Annotated in this window: 27 protein-coding genes; 10 read left to right on the plus strand and 17 right to left on the minus strand. The window is 70.8% G+C overall.

The window, feature by feature from the left end:
• Positions 1–32: 32 nt before the first annotated feature.
• Positions 33–830, plus strand: a complete 798-nt coding sequence (locus tag VSH64_RS05435) for a thioesterase family protein (protein WP_326834358.1) — start codon at positions 33–35, stop codon at positions 828–830.
• Between the two features lie 95 nt (positions 831–925).
• Here the strand turns inward: VSH64_RS05435 and VSH64_RS05440 are convergent, their stop codons facing one another.
• Genes VSH64_RS05440 through VSH64_RS05450 form a run of 3 tightly spaced genes read right to left on the minus strand, consistent with a single transcriptional unit; the run spans position 926 to position 4043 of the window.
• Positions 926–2113 carry an FAD-dependent oxidoreductase gene (locus tag VSH64_RS05440; protein WP_326834359.1) on the minus strand — a complete coding sequence of 396 codons (1188 nt, stop codon included), beginning with the start codon at positions 2111–2113 and terminating at the stop codon, positions 926–928.
• A gap of 17 nt (positions 2114–2130) precedes the next feature.
• A complete protein-coding gene (locus tag VSH64_RS05445) occupies positions 2131–3066 on the minus strand; it encodes an alpha/beta fold hydrolase (protein WP_326834360.1) in 936 nt (311 codons plus the stop codon).
• A gap of 14 nt (positions 3067–3080) precedes the next feature.
• Complete coding sequence (locus tag VSH64_RS05450; RefSeq protein WP_326834361.1) at positions 3081–4043, minus strand: ABC transporter substrate-binding protein; 963 nt, start codon at positions 4041–4043, stop codon at positions 3081–3083.
• Between the two features lie 233 nt (positions 4044–4276).
• Here VSH64_RS05450 and VSH64_RS05455 point away from each other — a divergent pair, with 233 nt between their 5' ends.
• Genes VSH64_RS05455 through VSH64_RS05465 form a run of 3 tightly spaced genes read left to right on the plus strand, consistent with a single transcriptional unit; the run spans position 4277 to position 6637 of the window.
• Positions 4277–5119 (plus strand): ABC transporter ATP-binding protein, encoded by an 843-nt coding sequence (locus VSH64_RS05455; protein WP_326834362.1) that lies wholly within the window; start codon positions 4277–4279, stop codon positions 5117–5119.
• A complete protein-coding gene (locus VSH64_RS05460) occupies positions 5116–5883 on the plus strand; it encodes an ABC transporter permease (protein ID WP_326834363.1) in 768 nt (255 codons plus the stop codon). Before VSH64_RS05455 ends, VSH64_RS05460 begins: the two co-directional genes overlap by 4 nt.
• The gene (locus tag VSH64_RS05465; RefSeq protein ID WP_326834364.1) at positions 5873–6637 is read left to right on the plus strand and encodes an ABC transporter permease; all 765 of its coding nucleotides are present in this window, start codon (positions 5873–5875) and stop codon (positions 6635–6637) included. Before VSH64_RS05460 ends, VSH64_RS05465 begins: the two co-directional genes overlap by 11 nt.
• Before the next feature lie 239 nt (positions 6638–6876).
• Here VSH64_RS05465 and VSH64_RS05470 read toward each other — a convergent pair whose 3' ends face one another.
• Together VSH64_RS05470 and VSH64_RS05475 are read right to left on the minus strand one after the other, a co-directional pair.
• Positions 6877–7431, minus strand: a complete 555-nt coding sequence (locus VSH64_RS05470) for a MarR family winged helix-turn-helix transcriptional regulator (protein WP_326834365.1) — start codon at positions 7429–7431, stop codon at positions 6877–6879.
• A gap of 123 nt (positions 7432–7554) precedes the next feature.
• Entirely contained in the window at positions 7555–8091 is a 537-nt protein-coding gene (locus VSH64_RS05475) for a MarR family winged helix-turn-helix transcriptional regulator (RefSeq protein WP_326834366.1), read from the minus strand.
• 135 nt (positions 8092–8226) lie between these two features.
• Between VSH64_RS05475 and VSH64_RS05480 the strand changes: the two genes are divergently transcribed.
• Positions 8227–8790 carry a flavin reductase family protein gene (locus VSH64_RS05480; RefSeq protein WP_326834367.1) on the plus strand — a complete coding sequence of 188 codons (564 nt, stop codon included), beginning with the start codon at positions 8227–8229 and terminating at the stop codon, positions 8788–8790.
• On the plus strand, positions 8787–10265 hold the full coding sequence (locus tag VSH64_RS05485) for a 4-hydroxyphenylacetate 3-hydroxylase family protein (RefSeq protein WP_326834368.1): 1479 nt from the start codon (positions 8787–8789) through the stop codon (positions 10263–10265). The genes VSH64_RS05480 and VSH64_RS05485 overlap by 4 nt, the downstream gene beginning before the upstream one ends.
• Positions 10266–10462: 197 nt before the next feature.
• On the opposite strand, the gene VSH64_RS05490 is transcribed toward VSH64_RS05485, so the two are convergent.
• Genes VSH64_RS05490 through VSH64_RS05510 form a run of 5 tightly spaced genes read right to left on the minus strand, consistent with a single transcriptional unit; the run spans position 10463 to position 14605 of the window.
• Positions 10463–10810 carry a cupin domain-containing protein gene (locus tag VSH64_RS05490; RefSeq protein WP_326834369.1) on the minus strand — a complete coding sequence of 116 codons (348 nt, stop codon included), beginning with the start codon at positions 10808–10810 and terminating at the stop codon, positions 10463–10465.
• Positions 10811–10837: 27 nt separating this feature from the next.
• Positions 10838–11476 (minus strand): DUF2848 family protein, encoded by a 639-nt coding sequence (locus VSH64_RS05495; protein WP_326834370.1) that lies wholly within the window; start codon positions 11474–11476, stop codon positions 10838–10840.
• Positions 11473–12282, minus strand: coding sequence for a carbon-nitrogen family hydrolase (locus tag VSH64_RS05500; protein ID WP_326834371.1), 810 nt, complete (start codon positions 12280–12282; stop codon positions 11473–11475). The genes VSH64_RS05495 and VSH64_RS05500 overlap by 4 nt, the downstream gene beginning before the upstream one ends.
• Positions 12279–13214 carry an ABC transporter substrate-binding protein gene (locus VSH64_RS05505; protein ID WP_326834372.1) on the minus strand — a complete coding sequence of 312 codons (936 nt, stop codon included), beginning with the start codon at positions 13212–13214 and terminating at the stop codon, positions 12279–12281. Before VSH64_RS05505 ends, VSH64_RS05500 begins: the two co-directional genes overlap by 4 nt.
• 32 nt (positions 13215–13246) lie before the next feature.
• Entirely contained in the window at positions 13247–14605 is a 1359-nt protein-coding gene (locus VSH64_RS05510; RefSeq protein ID WP_326834373.1) for an MFS transporter, read from the minus strand.
• Positions 14606–14958: 353 nt separating this feature from the next.
• Between VSH64_RS05510 and VSH64_RS05515 the strand changes: the two genes are divergently transcribed.
• A complete protein-coding gene (locus tag VSH64_RS05515; protein WP_326834374.1) occupies positions 14959–16500 on the plus strand; it encodes a UbiD family decarboxylase in 1542 nt (513 codons plus the stop codon).
• Positions 16501–16552: 52 nt separating this feature from the next.
• Here VSH64_RS05515 and VSH64_RS05520 read toward each other — a convergent pair whose 3' ends face one another.
• Positions 16553–16843, minus strand: coding sequence for a putative quinol monooxygenase (locus VSH64_RS05520; RefSeq protein WP_326834375.1), 291 nt, complete (start codon positions 16841–16843; stop codon positions 16553–16555).
• Positions 16844–17022: 179 nt separating this feature from the next.
• Positions 17023–18375, minus strand: coding sequence for a chloride channel protein (locus VSH64_RS05525; RefSeq protein WP_326834376.1), 1353 nt, complete (start codon positions 18373–18375; stop codon positions 17023–17025).
• Between the two features lie 268 nt (positions 18376–18643).
• Between VSH64_RS05525 and VSH64_RS05530 the strand changes: the two genes are divergently transcribed.
• From VSH64_RS05530 to VSH64_RS05540, 3 genes are all read left to right on the plus strand, one after another.
• A complete protein-coding gene (locus tag VSH64_RS05530) occupies positions 18644–21931 on the plus strand; it encodes an error-prone DNA polymerase (RefSeq protein ID WP_326837912.1) in 3288 nt (1095 codons plus the stop codon).
• 221 nt (positions 21932–22152) lie between these two features.
• A complete protein-coding gene (locus VSH64_RS05535; RefSeq protein ID WP_326834377.1) occupies positions 22153–22347 on the plus strand; it encodes a YxiG-like protein in 195 nt (64 codons plus the stop codon).
• 124 nt (positions 22348–22471) lie between these two features.
• On the plus strand, positions 22472–22984 hold the full coding sequence (locus VSH64_RS05540) for a hypothetical protein (RefSeq protein ID WP_326834378.1): 513 nt from the start codon (positions 22472–22474) through the stop codon (positions 22982–22984).
• A 522-nt stretch (positions 22985–23506) separates the two neighbouring features.
• Here the strand turns inward: VSH64_RS05540 and VSH64_RS05545 are convergent.
• From VSH64_RS05545 to VSH64_RS05565, 5 genes are all read right to left on the minus strand, one after another.
• Positions 23507–23635, minus strand: coding sequence for a hypothetical protein (locus VSH64_RS05545; protein WP_326834379.1), 129 nt, complete (start codon positions 23633–23635; stop codon positions 23507–23509).
• Between the two features lie 257 nt (positions 23636–23892).
• Entirely contained in the window at positions 23893–24573 is a 681-nt protein-coding gene (locus VSH64_RS05550; RefSeq protein ID WP_326834380.1) for a Clp protease N-terminal domain-containing protein, read from the minus strand.
• A complete protein-coding gene (locus tag VSH64_RS05555) occupies positions 24573–24794 on the minus strand; it encodes a helix-turn-helix domain-containing protein (protein ID WP_326834381.1) in 222 nt (73 codons plus the stop codon). The genes VSH64_RS05550 and VSH64_RS05555 overlap by 1 nt, the downstream gene beginning before the upstream one ends.
• Before the next feature lie 57 nt (positions 24795–24851).
• On the minus strand, positions 24852–25517 hold the full coding sequence (locus tag VSH64_RS05560) for a nitroreductase (RefSeq protein WP_326834382.1): 666 nt from the start codon (positions 25515–25517) through the stop codon (positions 24852–24854).
• 82 nt (positions 25518–25599) lie between these two features.
• Entirely contained in the window at positions 25600–26991 is a 1392-nt protein-coding gene (locus VSH64_RS05565; RefSeq protein ID WP_326834383.1) for an MmgE/PrpD family protein, read from the minus strand.
• Between the last annotated feature and the right edge of the window lie 6 nt (positions 26992–26997).

Below are 26997 nucleotides of genomic sequence, written 5' to 3' on the forward strand. Positions count from 1 at the left end.
ACAACCCGCTACCCGCGCGAGGAGGCGACCCGGTGAGCACCACGACCTTCGCCGCGGTGTCCGCCGTCAAACGGCGGTCGCCCGGCGGTTTCGACGCGGACATCAGCCCGCAGTGGACGATCGGCGGCAAGCCCAACGGCGGCTACCTGCTCGCGCTCATCGCGCGCGCCGCCGTGGCCGAGCGGGAGCACCACGACGTGCTCGCCGCCAGCGCCCACTACCTGCGCTCGCCCGAGCCGGGGCCGGCCGAGGTCGAGATCGAGACGCTGCGCACGGGCCGCAACGCCAGCCAGGTGCGGGGCCGGCTCACCCAGGACGGCAAGGTCGCGGTGGAGGCGCTGTTCACCGTCGGCACGCTGGCCGAGGGGGAGCCCTACTGGCAGGCCGGCCTGCCCGACCCCCGGTTCGACGTGGAGTCGCCGGTCCGGGTTCCGGGCCACACCCCGTCCGGGCTGCCGGTCGCGATCATGGACGAGATCGAGATCCACCTCGACGCGCCCAGCGCGCGCGTGTTCACCGAAGGGCCCTCCGGCGTCGGCGAGCTCGTCGGCCGCCTCGCGCTGCCCGGCGGCGAACCGTTCGACCCGGTGAGCCTGCTGTTCGCCATCGACGCGTTCCCGCCGGCCACCTTCGACATCGCGGCCAGCGGCTGGGTGCCGACCCTCGAGCTCACCGCCTACGTGCGCGCCCGCCCGGCCCCGGGCCCGCTGCGGGTCCTGCACCGCGCCCACCTGATCACCGACGGCCGCGCGGATGAGTCCTGCCACATCTGGGACAGCACCGGCAAACTGGTCGCGCAGGGCACGCAGCTCGCCGGCATCCGCGTCTGACTCCCTGAAACGAACGCACCCGGTGCGGCGTCCGAGCGGGTCGGACGCCGCACCGGGTGCGTCTGGGGGAGGGGGAGAGACGGAGCGGCGGGGTGCTAGCCGAGGGACTCGGCGCGCGCCACGCTGTTGAGCAGCGACGAGTTCATCAGGAACTTCAGCTCCAGCGCCGGATCGTCGCCGAGGGCGGCGAGCTCGGCGAGGCGTTCCTTGCGCCGCACGGGATCCTTCTCCTCGAGCCGGCGCTTGTTCGTCACGGTCTGCTGCTGCACGAACTCGATGTTCACGGTCCGCCGCCGCAGGGTGTAGCGGTCGAGCACGGCCTCGTCGGCACCGCCGGCGAACTCGTGCAGCGACGCGGCCAGCTCCACGGCGTCGTGGATGCCGCAGTTGAGGCCGAGGCCGCCGATCGGGTTGTTCACGTGCGCGGCGTCGCCGGCCAGGAACACCCGCCCGGCGCGGAAGTCCTTCGCCACGCGCTGGTGCACGTTGTAGAGCTTGCGGTGCACCAGCTGGTCGGCCGGGTTGGCCGAGAGCGCGAGCCCCGAAAGACGGGCGCGCGCCCCCTCGTCGCCCACCGCTTCCTCGTCGGTTTCGCCCACCGTGGTGGGGAAAACGGCGCGCCAGCGGCCCTTGCCGTCGTCGCCCGCGACCTTGAACAGGTTCACCCACTCGCGCGGGTCGGCCCAGTAGTTGCGGTAGCTGCAGTCCAGTTCGGACTGGAAGTCGAACAGCGTGGTGAGCACCAGGAACCGCTCGGGCCACGTGTAGCCCTCGAACTCGATCCCGAGCGCCTTGCGCACGGTGCTGCGCCCGCCGTCGGAGCCGAGCACGAAGTCGGCCTTGATCGGGCCGTCGGCCGTGTGCACCGTGGCCGAGTCGGCGTCCTGCGTCACGCCGGTCACCGGAACCCCGAAGCGGACGTCCACTCCGGACAGCCGCTCCAGCACCATGTTCACGATCTTGTGCTGCTCGATCTGGACCACGAACGGGTAAGGCGTCACGTCGCGCAGCACGTCGTGGTCCAGCCGGGTGATCATCGAACGGTCGGGCCGGTCCCAGAAGTCGAAGTACCGCGCCACGAGCCCGCGCGCGATCACCTCGTCCATCAGGCCCAGCTCGCCGAGCATCGCGAGGGTGGAGGGGTGCACCGTCGCTGCGCGCGGGGCGTCCTCCACGGACTCCTCGGCTTCCAGCAGCGTCACGTCGAACCCCCGCCGGGCGGCGGCGAGCGCGAAAACCGCGCCCACCGGACCCGCTCCGACGACCACAACACGCTGTCCCATGGTGTTCCTGTCCCCTTTCAGCCGAGTTTCGCGAGCCAGCCGGCCACGGTGTCCACGAGCGCCTCGCCGGAGCCGTCGAAGCGGTGCCCCTCCGTGCCTTCCGGTGAGGGCAGTGACACCGACGTGACCGACGGCGAGATGCCGTGCTCCAGCGCCGCTTCGAGCCAGCCGGGCTCGAAGTCGTGGATCACGGTGTCGTGCTGGTCGCGCACCATGAGGATCGGGTTCGGCACGCGGGCGATCCAGTCGACGCTGCGCGCGCCCGCCGTGCCGGTGCGCCGGTAGGTGAGGAAGTGCTGCGCCGTCACGGACATCGAGCGTCCGCCGAGCCACGACATCTTGGTCGAGAGCACCCGGCCGAAGTCGCCGGCCTGCACCGCCGCCACGGCTTCCTCGGTGAGCGCGCGGTAGGTGGCCTCGTCGTTGATCAGCAGGTGCCGGGACTTCCACGGCAGATCGGCGAACATGCCGGTGAGGGCGATACCCGCGGTCTCGGGGTGGAAGTGCGTGGCCGCGAAGAACGTGACCTGCGAGGTGCCGAGGCTGTGGCCGTGCAGCACGATCTTCGAGTAGCCGAGCGAGCGGGCCGTCCAGTACGCCGCTTCGATGTCGCGCACGGTCGCGTAGAAGGCGTCGGTGTTCACCGCGTCGCCCGACTGGCGCGTGTTGATCGCGAGCACCGGCACGCCGCGGCCGCTGAGCCCGAGGGCCAGCGTGCGCACGGGCAGGCTGCCGATGCTGCCGCCGCTGCCGTGCACGCTCAGCACGAGCGGCGCGCCGGCCAGGGGCTCGGCCGGCACGAGGTGCGCGGCCGGGCCGGACCGGCCGTCGAGGGAGGTGATCTCGTAGTACTGAAGGGAAACGCCGTCGGGGGCGTGGAAGTCCTCCAGCGAGGAAGGGGTTCCCGTGGGCCGGTACGTGACCGCCGCTGCTGTTCTGTCCTCTGTAGACAACTCTGGTGCTCCCGTCACTTCGCGCCGGTGTACACGAGCTTGCTGTAGTCGACCGTGCCGTTGAAGCCGCCGAACTTCTTCATGGCGTCACCCCAGATCTTCAGGTCGTCCTGCGAGACCTCGGTGGTGAACTCGCCCAGCGGCGACTTCTTGGCCTGCTCGGCGGTCACCTTGGTGTAGCCGGCGAGTGCGGTGTAGGCCTGGTCGTTGTTGGCCTTGATCCACTGCGCCGCGTCCTGCAGTGCCGCCTTGAAGCCGTCCGCCAGCTTCGGGTTCGCCGAGGTCCAGTCCTTCGAGGCGATCCAGTACGTACCGCCGAGGTAGTTCGGGCTCAGCGCGCGCTCCGGGTCGCCGAGGCTGTGCATGCCGGCCTGCTTGCCGACGGAGATGAACGGGTTGATCACCTCGACGGCGTCGACCTGGCCGGCCTTCAGCTCGTCGATCATGTTCGGCGTCGGCACCTGCACGAACTGCTCGGCCGCGGGGTCCACGCCGTTGCTCGACAGCCATGCCTTCGTGGAGATGTTGATGTTGCCGGTGAGCGTCGGCGAGCCGATGCGCTTGCCCTTCAGCTGCTTCACGTCGGTGATGTCCGGGCGCACGAAGATCTGCACGCTCTGGTCCTCGGGCGAGTCGCCGTTGTTGCCCGACACCGCGACGAGCGGCACGCCCGAAGAGGACGCGCGCAGCATGATCGGCGCGACGCTGAAGCCCAGGTCGTACTGCTTGTTCAACAGCGAGGGCACCAGCGTGATGTCGTTGAGGGTCGTCGTCTTGACGTCCTTGATGCCGTGCTTGGTGAAGAAGCCTTGTTGCTGGGCCACCACGACCGCGAGCGAGTCGTTGGTGTTGTTCAGAGCCACGCGGATCGAGCCATCGCTCGAGGATGTGGAGCCGCTCGAACCGCCGCACGCGGTGAGGGTGAGCGCTCCGGCGAGAAGTGCCGTGGCCAGGGTGGTGATGCGGGTGCCCCTCATGACGCCTCCGTGGAGTCGGGGGATGGGGATCGGGGAAGTGGTTCACTATCCGAAGTAGTTGAGCAGAGACAGTAACTCAAGTTAGCTAATCTGCCAATGGTCCAGCTCAGAACGCTGGTAACGGCCTTGTTAAGGCTGGATCGCAGACCAAAAAGCACTACTCAAGTCATTGACGTGTGGATGGTTAGGCGCCCATCATGGCCAACGCCAGCCCCGAAGGAGGTCCCGATCCCGTGACCGTAGAAGCCACCGCACCGGCCACCGACACGGCGGATGCGTTTTCCTGTTCGAAGCTCTTCGTCGAGTACCGCACCCGTGACAAGGTGCTGCGCGTGCTCGAGGACGTCGGGTTTTCCTGTGCCCAAGGGGAATTCCTCAGCATCCTCGGCCCGTCCGGCACCGGGAAGACCACCCTGCTGCGGATTCTCGCCGGGCTCCTGACCCCGGGCCAGGGGTCGTCCGTGCGGTTCCGCGGCCAGGAGATCACCGGGCCGCCGACCGGCGTCGGCATCGTGTTCCAGAACTACGCGGCGTCGCTTCTGCAGTGGCGCACGGTGGAACGCAATGTCGCGCTGGGCCTGGAAGGCCGCACCAGCAAGTCCGAACGCGACGAACGCGTGCGGGAAGCGCTCGAGCTCGTCGGCCTCGCCGACCGCGGCAGCGACTACCCGTGGCAGCTCTCCGGCGGCATGCAGCAGCGCGTGCAGATCGCGCGCTCGCTCGTGATGCGGCCCGAGGTGCTGTTGATGGACGAGCCGTTCGGCGCGCTCGACGCGATGACCAAGGCGCAGCTGCAGGACGAGCTGCTCAAGGTCGCCGCCGTGACCGGCGCGACGGTCGTGTTCGTGACCCACGACATCGACGAAGCCGTGTACCTGTCCGACCGGGTGCTCGTGCTCGCCGGCAAGCCGGCGACGGTCGGGCGCGAGCTGCGCATCGACCTGCCGCGCCCGCGCGACCAGGTGGCCACGAAGGAACTGCCGGCCTATCTCGCCGCCCGTCACCGCGTGTACGAAGCGCTGCGGGCGGAATCCGAGGCGCAGGCCGAAACACAGTCCGGTTCGGGGGCGCAGTGAGGCGTCTGCTCGGATTCGCGGTCCCGGTGATCGCGATCCTGCTGTGGCAGCTGGTGAAGTCGACCGGCCTGCTGCCGTATGACAACATCCCGGCCCCGTCGGACATCTGGTCGTCCACAGTGGACCTGGCGTCGTCGGGCGAGCTGCTCGCGAACACCGGCCACACCCTCGCCGCCTGCCTCGGCGGCTGGGCGCTGGGTTGTGTGCTGGGCCTGCTGCTCGGGCTGCTGCTCGGCCTCGTCCGTCCCGCGTGGACCTACGGCATGGCCTCGGTGGAGGTGCTGCGTGCGCTGCCCGCGATCTCGTTCGTGCCGATCGTGGTGATCCTGTTGGCGCAGACCGTGGAGATGGAGATCGTGATCGCCGCGTGGGTCGCGATCTGGCCCGTGGCCATCAGCACGATCGACGGCGTGCGCGGCGTGAACCCGGTGCACCAGGACCTCGCGCGCAGCCTCGGGCTCTCGCCGGTGGCGAAGGTCGTGAAGTTCGCGCTGCCCACGGCGTTGCCGAAGATCGTGGTCTCGCTGCGGCTGAGCCTCTCGGCCGCGCTGGTGCTGGCCATCGTCGCCGAGATCGTGGGCGACCCGGACGGCATCGGCTACGCGCTCGTGCAGGAGCAGCAGTCCCTGCGTCCGGCGGCGATGTTCTCCTACATCCTGCTCACCGGCGTGCTCGGCATCGTGCTCAACTTCATCCTCGTGTGGGCGCTGCGCTTCGTGCCGGGTGCCCGCCAAGCCGCCATGGGGGCCGACGATGCCGCGTAAAACCCGCAAGTCCGGCGTCGCGCCCCTGCGTGGCCTGCTGCCGCTGGCGCTGTTGCTCGTGCTGTGGCAGGTGATCGGCGACAGCTCGAGCACCTTCTTCCCGCCCCCCGCCGCCTGGTTCAGCCAGACGTGGGAACTCACCTCCGGCGGCGCCCTGCTCGACGGACTGCTCGCCACACTCGAGACCTTCGTGGTGTCGCTGGTGGCCGCCACCGTGATCGGCGCCGTACTCGGTCTGCTGATCGGCCGCGTGCCGCTCGCGGAACGGCTGCTCGGCCCGATCCTCGAGTACTTCCGGTTCCTGCCGGGGGTCGCGCTCGTGCCGCTCGCCGTGCTGCTCGTGGGCTACACGGAGTCGATGAAGCTCTACGTGGTGGTCTTCGGCGCGTTGTGGCCGGTGCTGCTGCAGGTCCGCCAGTCGGCGAAAGCGGCCGACGTGATCCTCTCCGACGTCGCCTCCACGCTGCGGCTCGGGAAGTTCGCGGCCTTCCGCAAGATCCACCTGCCGGCGATCGTGCCGGGCCTGCTGCTGGGCGTGAAGATCGCGGCGCCGCTCACCCTGGTGCTCGTGCTCGTGGTCGAGATCAGCACCCAGGTGTCCGGCCTGGGCAAGCTCATGGAGACCGCGCAACAGAACTTCCAGTCGGCGCAGGTCTACGGGCTCGTGGTCGTGGTCGGCCTCGTGGCGCTCGTGATCAACATGCTCGTGTCGGCGGCCGAGGGCTTCCTGCTGCGGTACCGCCCGGAGCACTGACCCTCGTTCTTTTCTCGGCTGCTTGTTTGTCAGCACAGACCAAGGGGCTCCGGTCCGGTGTGGACGCACCCGGACCGGAGCCCCTTTCCATGTCCTGGGGAACAACCCCAATGTGGCATTGGGTGCAGTGAGCGCACCGAACGCCCCATTGGGTGCGCTCAACGCACCGAACGCCACATTGGGGGAGTCCAGCGCACCCAACGTCACCGATGCCGCGCGGGCGAACCGGGGCCGGAGTCTCAGTGGTGGTGCGCGTGGTGCGAATGGTGCCCCGCCGCGGTCAGCAGCAGGGCCAGCCGCGGGTCAGAATCGAGGCCGAGGTAGAACGAGAACGTGGCCAGCGCGCCGAACTTGCCCTCGTCGGTGAGCTGGCGCTGGAAGTGGTTCACGTGGTGGTGCACCGCGTTGTCGATGGTGCGCAGCACTTCGATGCCGGCCTCCGAGGCGTGCACGGCGATGACCCGGCGGTCGTCGGGGATGCGGGCGCGGTGCACGAGCCCCTTTTCCTCGAGCTGGCGGATCAGGCGCGACGCGAGGGCCGGCGCGATGTCGAGCCGCTCGGCGACCTTGTTCACCGGAAGGGGTCCTTCGGCGCCGAAGATCTGCAGCAGCGCCTGGTGTTGCAGCGGCTGGAGACCACCGGCGATCGCCTGTTCGTCGAGCAGGCGCAGGATCTTGCGCAGCACGAAGCGCGCGTGGGCGATCGCCTTGACGTGGTTGGCGAAATCGAGGTCGCTCGACGCGACCGCGCCCTTGCCCCACAGGGCGAGTAGCTCAGCGGTCCCGTCCTCCACCGTGGTCCCCCTCCGTGAAGCGTCCTCGTCGAAGGCGGCCCGACTCGACGGTCCGGCGAACCGGGGGCCGCCGTCGAAGCCATCTTCAGGTCAATGACCTGAGGACACTATATCAGGGAAGGCTCAGGATTCAGCGGCCGCGCGGATGGCTTCCGCGATGGCCGAGTCGGGGTCGAGGCCCACGTAGAACGCGAAGATGGAAAGGGCCGACAGGCGTTCGTCCTCGGTGAGCTGGTGCTGCAGGAACGCGATGCTGTGGTGCACCTCGTCGTCGATCTCCGCGAGCTTCTCCGCGCCGGCTTCGGTGGCCACGACGTTGGTCGCGCGGCGGTCGCTTTCCGACGCTTCCCGTGTGACCAGGCCCAGCTCTTCGAGCCGGCGCACCATGCGCGAGGCGAACGCGGCCGCCACGTCGAGCCTGGCCGCCAGGGTGCTCACGGTGATGCCGTGGGTCTCGCCGGTTCCGTAGACCTGCAGGAGTGCCTGGTGCAGCAAGGGTTCCAGGCCGTGGGTCTTCGCCTGCTCGTCGACGATCCGCAGCACGCGGCGCGTGACGTAGCGGGCGTCGGCGATGTTCTTCACGTAGGCCTGGAACTCACGGCTGCGCTTGGCGTCGCCGATGTCGGCCCACTTGGTGTAGGCGCGCATTGCGTCGTTCATGGGGTGGGGCTTCCCTTCGGACGAGCACGGCCTCTCGGACGAGCGCGGCGGCGAACCCGGAGATCATACGTCGCACCGATTTAGTTGACTAAAGTAAGGTATTCTTGTTAGCCTTCTGCCCAGGAGGTCCCCACCATGACTCTGCACCCCGCGGACAGTGATCCGAGCGGTTTCAAGGCGGCTCTCGGCTCTTTCGCCGCGAGCGTCAACGTCATCACCCTCTCGGACGCGGCCGGTCGCCCCCTCGGGATGACCGCCACCGCGTTCTCGTCGGTGTCGGTCGATCCGCTGATGATCCTGGTCTGTGTCAACCGTTCCACCCGCACCTACGAGCGCATCGCCGAAACCCGTCGGTTCGGCGTGAACATCCTCGGCTCGCCCGCCCGCGAGATCTCGGACCACTGCGCCCGCCCGGGCGCCGACAAGGCCCTGCCCGAGGAATGGCTCACCCGCCGAGAAGGCTGGCACAGCCCTGCGCTTTCCGGTGCTCTGGCGTTCCTGGACTGCGAAATCGACCAGGACGTGCACGCGGGCACGCACGCCGTGCTCATCGCGAAAGTAGGCGGCATCGGGCTCAGCTCGGCGCTGCCGCACCACGAACCGCTCCTGCACTTCCGCGGCCGCTACCGGCAGCTGCAAGCAGGAGTCCACCACCCGCGGCCCCGGCCGCTCCCGATTGCTTTGGAGGAAACGGCGTGACGCGTTCCGGTAAGGACTACGTCGAAGGACTGCGCGACAACCGGCGGGTGTTCGTCGACGGCGAATACGTCTCCGACGTCGCCGCGCACCCCGCGTTCAAGGGGGCCGTCGAGTCCATCGCACGCGTGTACGACGTGGCGCACGACCCCGCCAACGCGGCGGAGATGACGTTCCCGTCCCCGATCACCGGCGCCCCGGTGAACCTGTCGTTCCTCATCCCGCGCGGTGAGGACGACCTGCGCCGCCGCCGCGTGGCGCTGCGCAAGACGGCCGAGGCCACCTTCGGGCTCATGGGCCGCGGCCCCGAGCACGTCGCCGGGTTCCTGGCCGGCTGGGCGGGCCGCTCCGACGTGTTCGCGGCGGGCGAGCAGCGCTTCGCCGACAACGTCACCAAGTTCTACGAATACGTGCGCGACAACGACCTCTACTGCTCGTACGCGATCGTGCCGCCGCAGATCGACCGCAGCAAGCCGGCGCACCAGCAGGCCGACCCGCACCTGTACGCGGGTGTGAAGGAAGAGCGCGAGGACGGCATCGTCGTGGCCGGCGCGCAGATGCTCGGAACCGGTGCCGCGATCTCCGACTACCTCATCCTGAGCTGCATCGTGCCGCTGCAGCCGGGTGACGAGGACCAGGCCATCTCCGTCGCCGTGCCGATCGGTGCCGAGGGCCTGAAGATCTACTCGCGCCGAAGCTACGCCGAAGCCGCCACGAGCGTGTACGACTACCCGCTCGCCACGCGCTTCGACGAGACCGACTCGCTGATCGTGTTCGACGACGTGTTCGTGCCGTGGGACAAGGTGTTCATCTTCCGCGACCGCCAGGTCACCACCGACCAGTGGAACCGCACGCCGGCGCACCTGCTGGGCAACAACCAGGCCCAGATCCGCTTCTCCGTGAAGCTCGATCTGCTGGCCGGCCTCGCGCTGCGCGTCGCGCGCATGAACGGTTCGGACAAGTTCCCGCCGGTGCGCGGGGTGCTCGGCGAGCTGGCCGCCCACGCGGCGATGGTGTCCGGTCTCGTCTACGCGCAGGAGCAGAACTGCGAGGTGGACGAGAAGGGTGTGGCCTGGCCGGGCCGCGAAGAGTGCTACGCGACCATGACGCTGCAGTCGGACTTCTACCCGAAGCTGCTGCACCTGGTGCGTGACCTCGTCGGCGGCGGTGTGATCCAGCTGCCGTCCTCGGCCGCCGACTTCGGCAACGAAGAGGCGCGCGCCGACTTCGAGCGGTACGTGCAGTCGCCGGGTCACCCGACCGTCGAGCGCGTGAAGCTGCTCAAGCTGGTGTGGGACCTCGTGGGCTCGGAGTTCGCGAGCCGTCACCAGCAGTACGAGATGTTCTACGCCGGCGCGCCCTTCCTGGTGAAGTCGCGCATGAGCCAGATCTACGACTTCTCCCGCGCGGAGGCCCTCGTGGACGGCGCTCTGGCCGGCTACGACCTCGGCGGCCGCACGGAGACCGTGCAGGCCTGAGGTAAGCACACAGACCGCGGGGCGCCCGGTGCATGCCGGGCGCCCCGTTTCCATGCCCGTTTCAGGTCCGGAACCGGACGTGGGGATGGACCTGGACGCAGGCACCGGGTCGGGCACGGAGAAGCTCGGCACGCACACGAAAAGGGGCACCCGGTCCGAAGACCGGGTGCCCCTTCTCAGTGTCCGCTGTGGACGGTTCAGCTCGCGCGGTAGCGCACCTCGAACGTGAGGCAGCCTTCGTCGCTCGTCCACGGGCCGTGCTCCATGCCCGGCGGGCGGCAGGCGTAGTCGCCGGCCGAGAAGGTCTGGCCGAGGCGCGTGTCGTGGAACGAGCCTTCGAGGATGTAGACCTCTTCCCAGAAGTCGTGCACCTGCACGCCGTTCGGGGTCGTGTCCGTGCCCGGCTCGAAGCGCAGGATGCGCGTCGCGACGCCGCTGTCGCCGTCGGCCGCGAGGATGCGCTCGGTCAGCTGCGGCACGACACCCGCGCAGGGGGTGAACTCGACCGTCTTGGCGGGGAAGAACTCGTGTTCCGGCTTGGCCATGGGGTTTCTCTCTCCAGGTACGAGGGGTCAGGACACCGAGTAGGTGTGGGTGAGCTCGGGACCGCCGGGCAGGGCCAGCGACAGCGTCCAGGCCTTGCCGGGCACGAACTTGCCGTCGATCAGCGTGAGCGTGCCGCAGAACATCACCAGGTCGCGCTCGGGCGAGCGGTCCAGCAGCTCCAGCACGTCGGTGGGGATGCGCAGGGCGCTGAGCTGGCCGTACTGGTAACGCACGCCGTCCACAGTGGACTCGGCGACGATCGCGTCCCAGTCGGGGTTGTCGACCGGCACCACGGTGGCGCCGAGCGGCTTCGGGCAGGCGGCCTTGGAGTCCTTGACGCTCGAGGTCTCGATGTCGCGGTCGGTGTGGTCGGAGCCCACCGTGAGGTAGAGCTTGCCGCCCGCGCGCACGAGCACCGGCTCCACTTCGCCGGAGGTGTTGGTGCCGTCGACGGAGATGGTGGCGGCCTGCGTGGCCAGCGCGGCGTCGAGCTCGTAGAACGCCGGCACCGAGTCGGGCGGCGGCACGCCGATGGCGGCGAGCTCGTCGATGTGGTGCTTCACGGCGGCCTCGTCGCGGCCCGTGTAGCCCGCGACCACGAGGTCGAAGTCGGCGACCGCGACGGTTTCGCCCGTCCCGGCCACGGTGAACGTGAGTGCGGTCATGCGTGCGCTCCTCGGATGGTCAGGTCGTGGTAGCTGGTGAGCCGGTCGTCGAGCACGGGGAACTGCTCGCGCGTGGCGGGCACGACGGCGGGATCGACGTCGCACCAGGTGATGCCCTCGGCGGTGCCGGCTTCGGCGAGTACGGTGCCCCACGGGTCGACGACCCGGCTGTGGCCGCCGAGCTCGACGCCGCCCTGGGTGCCGGTGGCGTTGCACGCCACCACGAGCACCTGGTCCTCCACCGCTCGCGCGGTGGTGAACAGCTGCCAGTGCGCGAGCCGCGCGGCGGGCCAGGCGGCCGGCACGATCACGATCTCGGCACCGGCGTCCACGAGGCAGCGCCACAGCTCGGGGAAGCGCAGGTCGTAGCACGTGGTGCCGGCGACCGCGCCGAACGGCGTCGCCACCGCGGACACGTGGTCACCGGGCTTGAGCAGCTGCGCTTCCTTCGACTGGTAGCCGAACACGTGCACCTTGCTGTAGCTGTGCACGAGCTCGCCCGTGGGGCCGAACAGCACGGCGGTGTTGCGCAGGGCGCCGTCGGGAAGACGCTCGACGTAACTGCCGCCGTGCAGGTAGGAACCGGTTTCGCGGGCGAGCTCGCCGAGCCGGGCCAACGACGGTCCGTCGGCCGGCTCGGCGTCCCGGGCGTACTCGTCGAAGGCGAAGTAGCCGGTGGCCCACAGCTCGGGCAGCACGATCAGATCGGCCTCGGCCGCCGAGCGGACGAGCCCGGCCACCCGGTCGAACCGGGCGGCGACGGGCTCGTCCTCGGGGCTCGCGACCTGGACGAGAGCGATCCTCACGAGGCCTGCCACAGCTCGCGGGCGCCCGCGGCGACGATGTCGTCGTAGGACAGCTCGCGATCGGTGAGCCCGGTCGCGCGGGCGAACCCGGCGAGCCCGGCCACGGCCTCGGCGGAGATCGCCGGCTCGTAGTACGGTCCGTCCCGCTCGATCAGGCCGGCGATGAGACCGGCCTCCATCTCCGGGAACAGCGCGGTGCCGACCTGGGTGGCCAGCGACGGGTCCCGGCGCAGCTCGCGCTGGGCCCGCAGCACACCGCGGGTGACCGCGGCCGCTTCCTCGGGACGTTCCGAGGCGGTGCGGTCGGTGGTCATCAGGGCGGGGAAGGTGTAGAGCGAGTGGGCGGATCCGTCGCGCCGGGCGTCCAGCACGACCTTGCCGACACCGCGCTGCACCGCGACCTCGGTGCCCATGCCGTTGGCCCAGAAGCCGTCGATGCGGCCTTCTTCCAGGGCCTTGGCGGCGGTGACGCCGAAGGAGACGTCACCGGCCACCCCGGCCACGGGCGCGATGGTGACGCCCGCGCCCTTGAGGTCCACGCCTTCGGCTTCGAGCAGCCGGTGCAGGCCGAGATCGGGGCCGGGTGCGGCACCGATGCGGACGTTGCTGAGCTTCGCGAGCGTCTCGCGGGTGAGGTCGAGGTCCGGCCGCACCACGAGGAACCAGTACATGTTCTGCGCGAGCGCGGCCAGCAGCTTCTGCTCGCCCCAGGTGGAGTCGGCGTAGAGCGGGGCGTGGGCGGCCCCGGCGAGGTAGTCGATCCGCCCCTCGCGAAGGGCGATTGCTGCGTCGGTGACGGGGAAGAGGAGTTCCAGTTCCACGTCGAGACCCTCGTCGCGAAGGTACCCGAGCTCCACGGCCGCGATGGCGGGGAAGTAGGAGTTCGAGACGAGGTCGGGCACGGCAAGGCGCATGGTGGCCTTCCTGGTCAAGAAATTAACAGTACTCAAGTAATGTACTTAGCTTAGTATTTTGGGTCAAGCTGCCGGGCCACCGGCGCCGGTTCGCGCGTTTTGACGGCTCGCAGCACCACCACCGTGATCGAACACAGCACCGCCGGCACCGCGAAGACCAGGAAGTACACCGGGAACGGCAGCGACGCGGCGAGCAGGTAACCGCCGATGAGCGGGCCGAGCAGCCCGCCGAGGCGGCCGATGCCCAGCGCCCACCCGAGGCCCGTCGCGCGGGCCTCCGGGCCGTAGGTGGACATCACCAGCGTGTGCACCACGTTCTGGCCGCCGATGATGAACGCGCCGGCCAGCGCGTTGAGCAGGTACAGCGCGACCACCGACGAGGCGAACCCGAAGAGCACGAGGCACACACCGCCCGCGGCGAACGCGATGGCGAGCGCCGCGTACTGGTTCATGCGGTCGAGGATCCAGCCGAGCGCGAACCCGCCGATCGTGGCCGCGGCGGCCTGCTCGATCGCGTAGGAGTAGCTGCCGACCAGCGACAGGCCGTGCTTCACGAGCAGCGACACCATCCAGAAGTCGAGCGCGTAGACCACGAACTGCAGGAACAGGTAGAGCAGTGAGATCGTGAGCGTGGAGTTGCGGTAGCGCGGCGCCCACAGTGTGCGCAGCTGGATCTTGCCGTTCTCGGTGCGCGGGCCGGTGAAGAACGTTTCCGGGTCGGCGGCCTGTGCGGTGGGCCAGATCGCCGGGTAGACCTTCTTCACGGTCGCGAGGGCTTCTTCGTACCGGCTGCGCGTGGCGAGGAACTGCGGCGTCTCGGGCACGAACCACGCGATCAGGCCGGCGACGATCAGGGCCGCGTAGGAGATGTGGAACAGCGGCCGCCAGCCGAAGTCCGGCACCAGCAGCGTCGCGGCCACGGCCGCGAGCACGAAGCCGAACGTGAAACAGCCGGCCGAGGCGGCGATCATCTTCCCGCGGTTGCGCACGGGCACGTATTCACCGAGCATCGCGATCGTCGCGGGCAGCACGCCGCCCATGCCGATGGCGGCGCAGAACCGCAGGATCGCGAACTCCGTGTACCCGCTCGCGAACCCGGCCGTGCCCATGAAAAGGGCGAACACGGTCACGCCGAGCACGAGCATGCGCTTGCGGCCGAAGCGGTCGCCGAGCGCGCCGAGCCCGACGGCACCGATGAACAGGCCGACGAACGTGAACGAGGCGAGCAGCCCCGCCTGGACGGGGGAGATGTGCCACTCGGCGACGATCTTGGGCAGCCCGTAAGCGAGCGCTTGCAGGTCGTAGCCGTCGAAGATCACCGCGGCGCCGCCGATGGCGGCGATCGCGAGAACCTTGGGGGACAATCGGGTCTCGGTGAGACAGTGGTCGAAAGTGGCAGCGGGTCGCATCCGCGCGCTCCTCGGCCCGGGCGGCACCCAGCACCACGACACTCGGCGACGAGTGCGGGCGGGGGACGGGTGCCGCGGGTTGATGGGATTTATTTAACTTTAGTACCTGACTTGACAGCCATAAATGATGCGGGAGACGATAGGTCGCGCCCGGGGATGTGTCAACGCCGAACTGCGGGAGTGGTGAAGGTGAAGTGGACACGACGCGGGCCGGAGACCGTTCCTGGCAAGGAGAATCGTGATCGCGCCGTGTCCCGGCCGTCGCGGTTTCGTGGTGGGGCACCGTTTGCCGGCGCCCTCCGCGGTGCGGAGTCCGTGAGTTCTTCCCGTCGACGAAAGAGGAACCGACAGCCGTGAACGACTACCCCTACGGTGACCTCCGGGAGTACCTGGCCGAGCTGGACCGCCGCGGGCTGCTGGTGCGCGTGACCCGGCCCGTCGACAAGGACACCGAGCTCGTTCCGTTGGTGCGCCTGCAGTTCCGCGGCCTGCCGGAAGCCGAGCGCAAGGCGTTCCTCTTCGAGAACGTCACCGACGGGTCGGGGCGGCGCTACGACGGCACCGTGGTGATGGGCGCGTTCGCCTCCTCGCGCGCGGTGTACACGACGGCGCTGGCCGCGAAGCCCGACGAGGTGGCCGGCCGCTGGGCGGCCGCGCTGTCCGGGCCGATCGAGCCCGTGGTCGTCGAGACCGGGCCGTGCAAGGAGAACGTCCTCACGGGACAGTCCCTCCTGGACGCCGGCGGCGTCGACGGTTTCCCGCACCCGATCTCCACGCCCGGTTTCGACCCGGCGCCGTTCCTCACCGCGCCGTACTGGATCACGAAGGACCCCGAGGACGGCACCTACAACGTCGGCATCTACCGCGGCATGGTGAAGGGCCCGGACCGCATCGGGCTGCAGATGGACACGCCCACCCAGCACATCGCGATCCACCTCGCCAAGGCCAAGCGCCTGGGCAAGAAGCTCGAGGCCGCGATCGTGCTCGGCGCGGTGCCCGCGGTCGGCTTCTCCGCCGCCCAGAAGATCCCGTTCGGCGTGAGCGAGTACTCCGTGGCCGGCGGCCTGATGGGCCGCCCGCTCGAGGTCGTGCGCTGCGAGACGGTGGACCTGGAGGTGCCCGCGCACGCGGAGATCATCCTCGAGGGCGAGATCGACCCCGAGCACCTCGAGTCCGAAGGTCCCTTCGGCGAGGCGAGCGGGTACATGGGCGCGAAGACGTCGTCGCCGGTGTTCCGCGTCCGCTGCATCACGCACCGCACGAAGCCGGTGGTGCAGGCGTTCATCAGCGAGTTCCCGCCGAGCGAGTCGACGCTGATGCGCAAGATCGCCTTCGAGAACGTGTACCTGCGGTTCCTCAAGCAGGCGTGCAACATCAACGCGGTGCAGCGCTTCGTCACGCACGAAAGCGGCACCTGCAACATGTTCTTCGTGATCCAGCTGAAGAACCCGACACCCGGCCAGGCGCGCCAGGCGCTGTACGCCGCGTCCGGCTACGAGGCCTCGATGGGCAAGACGATCGTCGCGGTGGACGACGACGTCGACCCCGAGGACCTCAGCGCCGTGGTGTGGGCGATGAGCTTCCGCATGCAGCCCGCGCGCGACGTCACGGTGCTGCCGGGCAAGCTGCCGCGCCTGGACCCGTCGGCCGCCGAAGACGGCAGCCTGTCCTCGGCGCTGCTCATCGACGCCACCCGCAAGGGCCCGTACCCGCCGACCTCGCTGCCGGCCAAGGAGTTCATGGACCGGGCGCAGGACCTGTGGCAGGAGCTGGGGCTGCCGGAGCTGGCGCTGGCCGAACCGTGGCACGGCTACGAACTCGGCGACTGGTCCGACGCCGACCGCCACCGGGCGGCCGAGGCGGTGCAGGGCCGCTACGGCGTGCCGGAGGAGTGAGCTCCCGGTCCACTGTGGGCTCGATAGTCCACAGTGGACCCTCCGGCGGGGCTCACTCGGCGTCGAACAGCTCCACCGCGCGGTCGTCGAGCAGCGGCACGATGCCCTCGAGCACGAGCCGCTTGAAGTGCTCGGTCTCGCGGTGCTCGGCGAACGCCTCCCGTGACACGTAGCGCTCGATCAGCACCAGCGACCGCGGGTCGTCGAACGCGCGGTACACGTCGAACGCCAGGTTGCCCGGCTCGGTGCGCGCCGCCTTCGCCAGCTGCGGCACCAGCGCGGCGACCTCGTCCTCCTTGCCGGCGGACACGGTGTAGCGGGCGATCACCTGAAGCTGGGGCATGTCCGGGTCTCCTCGGGGTCGGGCTGGGGTGCCGGGCCGGACTGTAGTCCAGAGCCGGGCCGGGCGGCCCGGTTCTGTGGCCTGCCTCGCGCCATCTGGTTCTCGCCGCCTGCTTCGGGCCGTCTGGTTCGCTGTCTGGTGCGGGCTGGCTGGTACGGGTCGCCTGGTTCGGGAGCCGGCTACCGCACCGGCGCCGCGGTGTCCTGCTGCTCGGGAGCGGGATGTGGCGCGAGCCAGGCCGCCACGACGTGCGCCACCACGACCGCGACGATCACCAGCGGCATCACCGCCAGGCCGTCGGAGCCCAGCAGGAGCGTCGCGAGCAGCACGGAGGTCAGCGGCAGCCGAAGCATCACCGCGGACATGGCGCCGATCCCCATCGCCACGCCGGCGACGAGCGGCAGCCCGGGCAGGTGGGACAGGGCGATGCCGCCGGCGGCGCCGAGGAACATCGCCGGGAAGATCGGGCCGCCGCGCAGCGCGGAGAGCGATACGCCGTACGCGAGGCCCTTGGTGGCCAGGAGCAGCAGGAGCAGCGGCACGGAGTAGGTCGAGCTCTTCTCGAGCAGCGAGGGCAGCGCGGTCTCGCCGGAGAACAGCACGTCCGAGAGCTGCCCGCCCGCGCTGGTGTAGGCGATCGCGAGTCCGGCGACCGCGAGCCCGGCGACCGGCGTGAGCACCAGGACGTGGCGCTCGACGGGGGAGTGCAGAGCGAGGGCGAGCCGGTGCACGGCCGTGCCGAGCAGTGCGGCCGCGGCGCCGATCACGAGCGCCCAGCCGAACTGGGCGAGGTCCGGGTGCGTGAACGGCGGCAGTTCGGGCAGCGCCAGCGAGGCGGGTCCCAGGCCGGTCAGCGAGTCGAGCCCGATGAACAGCAGCGTGCCGATGCCGGCCGCGAGGAGGCCGGGCAGCAGCACCAGGCCGAGGGTGGCGCCGGCCAGCCCGGACGCCTCCATCAGCAGGAACGCCCCGAGGATCGGCGACCCCAGCAGGGTGCTGATCGCGGCGAAGCTGCCCGTGGCGGCCACCACGGCGCCGACGCGTTTCGGCGCGTGCGGCCGGGCGAGGCGGATCGCGCACACGCCGAGGCCCGAGCCGAGCGCGATCAGCGGTGCTTCGGGGCCCAGCACCGCGCCGAGCCCGAGGGTGGCCAGAGCGGCCAGCAGCACACCCGGCAGCTGCGCGGGCGTCGGCGCGCCGCTGGGGTTGAAGCCGAACACGGGCGGATGGCCGCCGTTGCCGGGCAGGTAGCGCACCGCGACCGCGACGAGCAGACCGCAGAACGTGAGCAACGGCAGCGGCCACCACCACGGCGCCGCGCCGAACCCGGCCGCGTGGGGCAGATCGGTGTAGAGCCACTGCTGGAGGGCGTCCACCAGCTGGAGGAAGAAGTACGCGGCCGCCGAGATCGGCACCCCGATCACGGCGGCGAGCACCAGCAGGCGCACGTACGCGCCCGAGCGCAGCTGCGCGGCGGGGTCCGGCTCGCTGGCGGGATCACCCGGCGGCACGGGCGCTGCCGGGTTCGCCATGACCAGGCCTCCTGGGCGTCGGTGGGGTGGCCGGACCGCTCGCGTGCCAGGTTCCGCGCTGCCGGTCGCCGGGGCATCGCCCGTGCCAGGTGAGGCCACCGGACGGCGCCCGGGCGCGGCAGCCGACCGGCCGAGGTAGGGTGCTGTTCGAACACCTGTTCCCATCGTCGTGGACGGGTCCGGACCCGCTGTCTCCCCGCGGCGGTTCACTCGAGTGAGGACTGTGGTGGACCAGCAACACCGGGGAGGTGGCTTCAACCACCCGCTCATGCGGTGGGCGGAGTTGGAGCGGATCGCGGCGGGGCGGGCGCCGGTGCGGGGCGACGGCGGGGATTCGCCCGCGTGGTCGCGCAAACGGGAGGGGTACCGGGCGCCGGACCGGCTGCGGCCGTGGGCGGACGTGGAGGCCGACGGGCGGCGGGTGCCGTACGCGGAGCTGCACCTGCATTCGTACTTCTCGTTCCTCGACGGCGTCGCGTCACCGGAGGCGCTCGTCGAGGAGGCCGTGCGGCTGGGGCTCGACGCGCTCGTGCTCACCGACCGCGACGGGATGTACGGCGCCGTGCGGTTCGCCGAGGCCGCGCGGGAGATCGGCGTGCGCACGGGCTACGGGGCGGAGCTCTCGCTCGGGCTGCCCGCGCCGCAGGGGGGCGTGGCCGATCCCGTCGGCACGCACCTGCAGGTGATCGCGCGGGACATCACGGGCTACGGGCGGCTGTGCTCGGTGATCTCGCGCGGCCAGCTGGCGGGGGAGAAGGGCCGCCCGGTGCTCGCGCTCGACGACGTGGCCGACGAGCTGCGCGGCCACGCGCTCGTGCTCAGCGGCTGCCGCAAAGGCGCGGTCCGCGGTGCGCTGGCCCGCGGCGACGACGCGGGTGCGGCCGCCGCATTGCGGACGCTGGCCGAGCGGTTCGGCCGGGAGAACGTGGCCGTGGAGCTGCTGGAAGAAGGCCTGCCGCTCGACGCCGTGCACAACGATCGCCTCGCCGCGATGGCGGACGCGCTGGGCCTGCCGACGGTCGCGTCGAACAACGTCCACTACGCGCGGCCCGAGCAGGCGCGCCACGCCGCGGCCGTGGCCGCGATCCGGGCCCGCCGGTCGGTCGACGACCTCGAAGGCTGGCTGCCGGCCGACGGCACGGCGTTCCTGCGCAGCGGCTCCGAACAGCTCCACCGCTTCGCGCGGTATCCGGGCGCGGTGCAGCGGGCCGCGCTGCTCGGCGTGGAGTGCGCGTTCGATCTAGCTTTGGTGGCCCCGAAACTGCCGCCGTTCGCGGTGCCCGCGGGTTTCGTCGACGAGGACGACTACCTGCGCCACCTCACGTTCGAGGGTGCCAGGCTGCGCTACGGCGGCCGCGCGGACCACCCGAAGGCCTATGCCCAGCTCGACCACGAGCTCGACGTGATCCGCCGGCTCGGTTTCCCCGGCTACTTTCTCGTGGTGTGGGACATCGTCCGGTTCTGTCAGGAATCGAACATCCTCGCGCAGGGCCGGGGTTCGGCCGCGAACTCCGCGGTGTGCTTCGCGTTGCAGATCAGCCACGCCGACCCCGTGAAGTGGGGATTGCTGTTCGAACGGTTCCTCGCCCCCGAGCGCGACGGCCCGCCCGACATCGACGTCGACATCGAATCCGACCGGCGCGAGGAGGTGATCCAGTACGTCTACGCGAAACACGGCCGGTTCCACACGGCGCAGGTGGCGAATGTGATCACCTACCGTTCGCGTTCGGCCATCCGCGACGCGGCGAAGGCGCTCGGGTACTCCACCGGCCAGCAGGACGCGTTCGGCAAGCGGGTGGACCGCTGGTCGTCGGTCGCGACCGGGGCGACGCCGGGGGAGCAGGGCCACGAGATCCCCGACGACGTGCTGGAGTGCGCGGCCTGGCTGGAGGACACGCCGCGGCACCTCGGCGTGCACTCGGGGGGCATGGTGATCGCCCGCACGCCCGTTTCCGAGATCGTGCCGGTGGAGTGGGCGACGGCCGCCGACCGCAGCGTGCTGCAGTGGGACAAGGACGACTGCGCGGCGATCGGGCTCACGAAGTTCGACCTGCTGGGCCTGGGCATGCTGTCCGCGCTGCACTACATGATCGACCTCGTGGCCGAGCACCACGATGTCCACATCGGACTGCACGACCTCGACCTGGCCGACCCGGCGGTCTACGACATGCTGTGCGAGGCCGACGCCGTCGGCGTGTTCCAGGTGGAGTCGCGCGCGCAGCTCGGCACGCTGCCGCGCCTGCGGCCGCGGCGGTTCTACGACCTCGTGGTGGAGGTCGCGCTCATCCGGCCGGGCCCGATCCAGGGCGGTTCCGTGCACCCCTACATCCGGCGCCGGCGTGGCGAGGAGGAGTGGGCGCACGCGCATCCGTTGCTGGCGCCCGCTTTGGAGCGCACGCTGGGCGTGCCGCTGTTCCAGGAGCAGGTGATGCAGATGGCGCGCGACGTCGCCTCGTTCACCGCCGCCGAGGCCGACCAGCTGCGCCGGGCCATGGGTGCCAAGCGGTCGAGCGAGAAGATGCACCGGCTGGCAGGCCGCTTCTTCGAAGGCGCCGCGGCCAACGGCGTGCCGCCCGACCTCGCCGCGCGCATCTTCGAGCAGATCCACGCCTTCTCCGGCTACGGCTTCCCCGAGGCACACTCGATGTCGTTCGCCTTGCTCGTGTACGCCTCGGCGTGGTTCAAGTGCTACTACCCGGCCGCGTTCTGCGCCGGCCTGCTTCGCGCGCAGCCCATGGGGTTCTACAGCCCGCAGTCGCTCGTCGCCGACGCCCGCCACCACGGCGTGGTCACGCGCTCACCCGACCTCAACCTCTCGGCGGCGCACGCCACGCTCGAGTCCTGTTCGGACAGTACCGGCGGCGTCGCCATCCGCCTGGGGCTCGCCGGCGTCCGCTCGGTCGGCCAGGACGTCGCCGACCGCCTCGTCGCCGAACGCGAAGCCGGCGGCCCGTTCACGTCCATCGGCGACCTCACCGAACGCCTCCAGCTCGCCCGCCCGGTCGTCGAGGCCCTCGCCACCGCCGGGGTGTTCGGCGACCGCCGCTCCGCGCTCTGGGCGGCCGGCCCCGCCGCCGCCACGCGCCCCGGCCACCTGCCCGGCCTGGCCATCGGCCACCACGCCCCCGCTCTGCCCGGCATGACGGCGTTCGAACTCGCCACCGCCGACCTCTGGGCCACCGGCATCACGCCCGACCGCCACCCCGTGTCCTTCCTGCGCAGCCACCTCGACACCCTCGGCGCCCTCCCGGCCGCGCAGCTCCTGTCCGTGCCCGACGGCACCCGCGTGCACGTCGGCGGCGCCATCACCCACAAACAACGCCCGGCCACCGCCGGAGGCATCACGTTCCTCAACCTGGAGGACGAAACGGGGATGGTGAACGTGATCGTGTCCGTGGGGGTGTGGCGGCGCAACCGGCAGGTGCTGATGAACCACGCCGCCGTGGTGGTGCGGGGCATCGCACAGGTGGGGCAGGGCGTGGTGTCCATCGTGGCGGATCAGGTGCGGCCGCTGGACCTGAAGTCGCTGGGGGCGAAGTCGCGGGATTTCCGGTAGTGGCCTGGTGTTTCCGGCGGCGGCTGCGCCCGAGGTCGCGCTCGCGGTAGTCGTCTCGGCGCAGGGCGGCGCGGGCAGCACGGCGATGCTCGGCGGCGAGGAGGCCCCCGGGCAGCAGGGTGAGCAACGGGCCTGTCCGCACCTCCACCTTGCAGTTGCCGTCGACGCAGGCGTAGCTGTCGGTGCCGTCCGCGGCGGGTGGGGCAGGATGCCCAGGGGGGATGAAGCTGCTGCCCGGCACGGTGGAGACCGGCACCTGGTCCACGCGTCTGGGGTTGCCGTTCCACGAGGCGCTGATCGAGACCAACGGCCACCGCATCTCGCTTGTCTTCTCCGATCTCTCAGTCGACCGGATCGAGCCTGGCTACTCACCGTTCACCGTGCACCACGACCAGACCCAAGCCGGGACGCTCTGACATCTGCATGAGCGGTTGTCGGCGACAGTGACCGTCGCATGGTCGCCTCGCCGTGAGACGCGCCGGGAACCGCAGGTCGCCGAAGAGCAACACGTCGACGTCCGCGGGAACCTACAATTCCGGCGTGGCAGCGCGCGAGAACCCCGAGCACCCGAAGGCGCCGGCGGTCCCGACCGGGTCGTGGCGCGTGGACCGGGGCGCGACCGGGTTCTGGGAAGCCGGGGGAAAACCGTTGCCCAGCACGGACTTGAGCCGCTTCCGCGCGGCCTGCTTCGCGGCGGCGCGGACCGCCGGTGGCCACGTCGGGGTGCTGACCCGCCTCAAGATGGCGACCTTCCACGCGGTCACGATCACCGGCGCCGGGTGGTCGCGGGCCGTCCTGTGCCACGCCCACCTCAGCGTGGTCGCGTTTCCGTCGGCGCCGCCGCAGGGCTGGGAATCGCCGCGGTCGTTCGACGAGACGCCGGGCTGGGCGGAGCAGTTCACCCTGGCCGGGTTCCGGGCGCTCGGCCGCGCCGAACTCGCGACGCCGGTCGAGGAGCTGGACCTGTCGCACCTCGCCCGGGTCGAACGCGCCCAGGTGCGCCACTGGCGGCCGGCCACCCTGGGCGAGCTGCTGTTCAACTGCTGGGACTGATCCGGCCTCGGCCGTGGAAACGACCGGAGCTGCGGACGCGTTCGCGCAGGACGGCACACCCAGCACCGGTCGCGCGCCCGGCTCCTGCGGCGCCGCCGCCGGTACCGCCGGCCGCAGCCCACGCACCTCTCTCCGAACACGGTGCACTCCCCACCAAGATCCCGGCCCTGATCCTAGGGCCGGCCGGTGGGGACCGGTCCTCGAGATCGCAGGTGTCCTTCAGCGGCAAGCCTTCCGGCCCGGACGAAAGGCTTGCCGGTGAAGATCGCGCGCTGCCGAGGCAAATCCTCTTTGGCACAACGGCGAGATCGCCGCGGAGCGGGGTCCGCCCGCCCGCCTGCCCGAAGGACCAGCGCAGCTCCGTGATCAGCCTGCAACACGGGCCCTGACACGGCGAGGGCCGGCAGGATCTCGGCGACCAGCCCGTCGGTCGTTCGCATCAGGCCGAGCGCGAGTGGGCACAACGGCGAGATCGCCGCGGAGCAGGTCTGCCCGCCCGAAGGACCAGCGCCGACCCCGTGATCAGCCCGCCCGTCGATAACGCGCCAGGATCTCGGCGTGCAACACCGGCCCCGACACGTCGAAGGCCGGCAGGATCTCGGCGACCAACCCGTCGGTCATCCGGATCAGGCCGAGCACGATTGGGCTCAACGGCAAGATCGCCGCGGACCGCGGCTGCCGGGGCCCACTCGCGGGACCAGCACAGACCCCGTGATCAGCCCGCCCGTCGATAACGCGCCAGGATCTCGGCGTGCAACACCGGCCCCGACACGTCGAAGGCCGGCAGGATCTCGGCGACCAACCCGTCGGTCATCCGGATCAGGTCGAGCGCGAGTGGGCACAACGGCAAGATCGCCGCGGACCGCGGCTGCCGGGGCCCACTCGCGGGACCAGCACAGAGCCCGTGATCAGCCCGCCCGTCGATAACGCGCCAGGATCTCGGCGTGCAACACCGGCCCCGACACGTCGAAGGCCGGCAGGATCTCCGCGACCAACCCGTCGGTCATCCGGACCAGGCCGAGCGCGAGGTGTTCGACCCCGATGTTCTGCTCGTGCAGGGCCTGCGCCTCGTGGACGCTGTTCTCCAGGCTCTTCTTGGCCCGCGCGGTGAACGGCAGGTGCCCGGGAGAGACGGTCTCGGCGCGGTACCGGCCGGTCGCCGGTGGGGCGAGCGCGTGCACCAGGCGGGGCCGGCGCCTCCACAGACGCGGCGGGATCGCTCGGCGCAGGCTCAGCCGCGAGGGGCGGGGCGCGCGGTGCACGGCGTTGGCGGCTTCGGCAAGGGCGTCGGCGCCGAAGGAAGCCACGATCCGGGCGCGCACGGCGTCGAGGTCGATCCCGACTGCCGCCAGCGCGTCGCCGTCGAGGTCTTGGAACAGGCCGCCGAGGCCGACGCGGCGGACGATTTCCTCCTCGACGCGGTCCGGCGTGATGCCCCGCTCGCGCAGCACGTCGGCGGCGGGCTGGTCGGTGGAGGAGACGGCGAGCAGCAGGTGCTCGCAGCCGACCGAGCGGTGCCCGAGCCGGCGAGCGTGTTCCTGCGCGTGGACGACCACGGTCCGCGCCTCCGGAGTGAACCGCTCGAACATCATCGGCCCCCGACCCGGCGCCCGTACTTGCGGTGCACGGTCTGCTTGGTGACGCCCAGCCGCTCGGCGATGTCCTGCCAGGACCACCCCAGCTTCCGCGCCTGCTCGATCTGGAGGATCTCCAGTCGTTCGGCCAGCGCCCGTAACGCGGCCACCGCGCGCAGCCCCACTTCGGGGTCGTTGCTGGTGGCACCTTCGGCGATTTCCAGCGTTGATTCCATGGGCGTCAGCTTATGCTGACACACTCGATGCCGTCAACATAAGCTGACGACAAAACCTCAGGAGTCGACGAACGTCACCGTCTCCCGCAACGGCGCCCGCCCCGTGCGCCCGAGGTCCACGGTGGTGTCCTCGTGGCCGATGGACATCCCGCAGAACAACACGAGATCCTCCGGCGGCGACAGGATTTCCGCGACGGTCCGGGGGAACTTCGCCCACGCCATCTGCGGGCAGCTGTGCAGGCCTTCGGCACGCAGCAACAGCATCACGGTCTGCAGGAACATGCCGGCGTCGGACCACTGGGGCCGGCCCATGGTGCGGTCGAGGTAGCAGAAGAGGGCGGCCGGGGCACCGAAGCAGGCCCAGTTGGCGGCGGCCGCGCGCTGGCTCGCTTCGACATCCGCACGCGAGATGCCGAGGGCGCCGTAGCGCTGTTTGCCGAAGGCGGCGCGGCGTTCGGCGTACGGCGGCTTCAGGGAGGCCGGGTACTGCTCGTACTCGGCGTCGTCCCACGGGTCGCCGGTGGTGATGCGCTCGGCGGCGCGCTTCTTGAGTTCGGCCAGGGGCGCGCCGGTGACCACATACGCGTGCCACGGCTGCAGGTTCGACCCCGACGGAGCCCACGCTGCGGCCTTCAGTACGCGCAGCAGCACTTCCGGCGCCACCGGCTCGTCCGTGAACCCCCGCACCGCTCGCCGGCTCGTCACCGCTTCGTACACGTCCATGGTCCAGCCTCCCTGGAAGTATCTGGTGAGATAGTATCAATCAATACAATCTCGCCGGAAGGCATTGACCAGGTGAGGGCGATCACCGCACGCGCGCGCAGGCTTCCCCGAAGGCCGAGGCCGGGGTCCCGGCGTCGGCGCCGAGGCTGAGTACGGCCGAGCGCACCCGTTCGGCCGTGGCCGCGTCGGCCACCAGGGCCAGGTTCTCGGCGAACTTCGCCGAGATGTCCGCAAAGGACAGTGGACGCTCCGCGTGCCCGCGGTTCACCTGCTCGCGCCGGAACAGCCGGCGGCCGTCGGTGAGGGAAACCTCCACCGCGGCCGAATACGCGTCCGGGAAGCGGGATTCGGGATCGTCGGCGAAGTCCACGCGGTCGGCGACCGCGTGGATCGCCGGGTCGGCCAGGGAGTCGTCGGTGAACTCGGCCAGGGTGAGCCGGCCGCGCGTGAGGCAGGCGCCCGCGATGTAGGGCACGCTGAACTTCGCGTCGTACAGGTCGCGGGGCCGGCGTTTGCGTTCCACCGGCTCGAAAACGGCGGCCGCGGCGGTGGGGTGAATGAGGCAGCGGATGTGCTCGACGTCGTCGGCCGTGAAGCCCTCCGAAGCCTGCAGGGTCAGCAACGCGTCGGCGAAACCGTGGCTGAAGTGGCAGCTCGGAAACGGCTTCACGCCCGTGGTGAGCAGCTCCCAGCGAGAGCCGAGATCGGCGGTCAGCGCGTCGGGATCCCAGTCGCGGCCGGCCAGGTGGGTGGCGTACAGCCCGTACCGGCCCTCGTACACCTGCCCCGGCCCCGGCCAGCCCACGCGCGCGAACGCGGCCGCCGTGAGCCCCGACGCCGCGGCCCAGCCCGGGTGCAGGCGTTTCGTCCACGCGCCGTCTTCCAGGAACTCGAGGATCCCCGACGCCATCGAGCCCACGATCTCCTGCGCGCCCGCGATCCCGGCGGCGTCGAGCCCGCCGAGCTTCGCCGCGGCCACTGCGGCGCCGAACGCGCCGGCGACCCCGGTCGGGTGGAAACCCGTGGCGTGGAAGCCGCCGTGCGCGGCCAGGCCGACGCGGGCGCTCACCTCGATCGCCAGCACGTACGCCACCAGCAGGTCCCGCGTGCTGCGGCCCGCGGCGATCGCCGCGGCCAGCGAAGCGGGCAACGCCGAGGCCGACACGTGCACGATCGAGCCGATGTGCGTGTCGTCGAAGTCGTGGCCGTGCACGAGGATCCCGCCCAGCATCGCGGCGTCACGCGCCGGCAGCCGGTCCGGGAGCGCGAGCACGGGCTGGTCGCCGGAGCCGAGCAGGGTGAACGCCTCGCGGGCCTTGCGCGCGAACGGCTCGTCCGCGGCGCAGAACGCGAGCCCCACCGCGTCGAGCGCGAGGTGGCGGGCCTGCTCCACGACGGCGGTGGGCAGGTCTTCGAACCGGACGCCGGCGGCGAACTCCCCGAGCCGGCCGGCGAGCGTGGTGGTCGGGTGCATGCCCAG

Origin of the sequence: Amycolatopsis rhabdoformis (assembly GCF_035918295.1) — a bacterium.
GTDB classification, from domain to species: domain Bacteria; phylum Actinomycetota; class Actinomycetes; order Mycobacteriales; family Pseudonocardiaceae; genus Amycolatopsis; species Amycolatopsis rhabdoformis.

What these genes read in the sequence shown, in the direction of transcription:
- VSH64_RS05525 (WP_326834376.1), bottom strand. Translation starts at nt 18,375, where the DNA reads ATGGCGAACCCGGCAGCGCCCGTGCCGCCGGGTGATCCCGCCAGCGAG.
- VSH64_RS05465 (WP_326834364.1), top strand. Translation starts at nt 5,873, where the DNA reads ATGCCGCGTAAAACCCGCAAGTCCGGCGTCGCGCCCCTGCGTGGCCTG.
- VSH64_RS05450 (WP_326834361.1), bottom strand. Translation starts at nt 4,043, where the DNA reads ATGAGGGGCACCCGCATCACCACCCTGGCCACGGCACTTCTCGCCGGA.
- VSH64_RS05555 (WP_326834381.1), bottom strand. Translation starts at nt 24,794, where the DNA reads ATGGAATCAACGCTGGAAATCGCCGAAGGTGCCACCAGCAACGACCCC.
- VSH64_RS05560 (WP_326834382.1), bottom strand. Translation starts at nt 25,517, where the DNA reads ATGGACGTGTACGAAGCGGTGACGAGCCGGCGAGCGGTGCGGGGGTTC.
- VSH64_RS05535 (WP_326834377.1), top strand. Translation starts at nt 22,153, where the DNA reads ATGAAGCTGCTGCCCGGCACGGTGGAGACCGGCACCTGGTCCACGCGT.
- VSH64_RS05520 (WP_326834375.1), bottom strand. Translation starts at nt 16,843, where the DNA reads ATGCCCCAGCTTCAGGTGATCGCCCGCTACACCGTGTCCGCCGGCAAG.
- VSH64_RS05475 (WP_326834366.1), bottom strand. Translation starts at nt 8,091, where the DNA reads ATGAACGACGCAATGCGCGCCTACACCAAGTGGGCCGACATCGGCGAC.
- VSH64_RS05510 (WP_326834373.1), bottom strand. Translation starts at nt 14,605, where the DNA reads ATGCGACCCGCTGCCACTTTCGACCACTGTCTCACCGAGACCCGATTG.
- VSH64_RS05530 (WP_326837912.1), top strand. Translation starts at nt 18,644, where the DNA reads ATGCGGTGGGCGGAGTTGGAGCGGATCGCGGCGGGGCGGGCGCCGGTG.
- VSH64_RS05495 (WP_326834370.1), bottom strand. Translation starts at nt 11,476, where the DNA reads ATGACCGCACTCACGTTCACCGTGGCCGGGACGGGCGAAACCGTCGCG.
- VSH64_RS05490 (WP_326834369.1), bottom strand. Translation starts at nt 10,810, where the DNA reads ATGGCCAAGCCGGAACACGAGTTCTTCCCCGCCAAGACGGTCGAGTTC.
- VSH64_RS05550 (WP_326834380.1), bottom strand. Translation starts at nt 24,573, where the DNA reads ATGTTCGAGCGGTTCACTCCGGAGGCGCGGACCGTGGTCGTCCACGCG.
- VSH64_RS05480 (WP_326834367.1), top strand. Translation starts at nt 8,227, where the DNA reads ATGACTCTGCACCCCGCGGACAGTGATCCGAGCGGTTTCAAGGCGGCT.
- VSH64_RS05440 (WP_326834359.1), bottom strand. Translation starts at nt 2,113, where the DNA reads ATGGGACAGCGTGTTGTGGTCGTCGGAGCGGGTCCGGTGGGCGCGGTT.
- VSH64_RS05565 (WP_326834383.1), bottom strand. Translation starts at nt 26,991, where the DNA reads ATGCACCCGACCACCACGCTCGCCGGCCGGCTCGGGGAGTTCGCCGCC.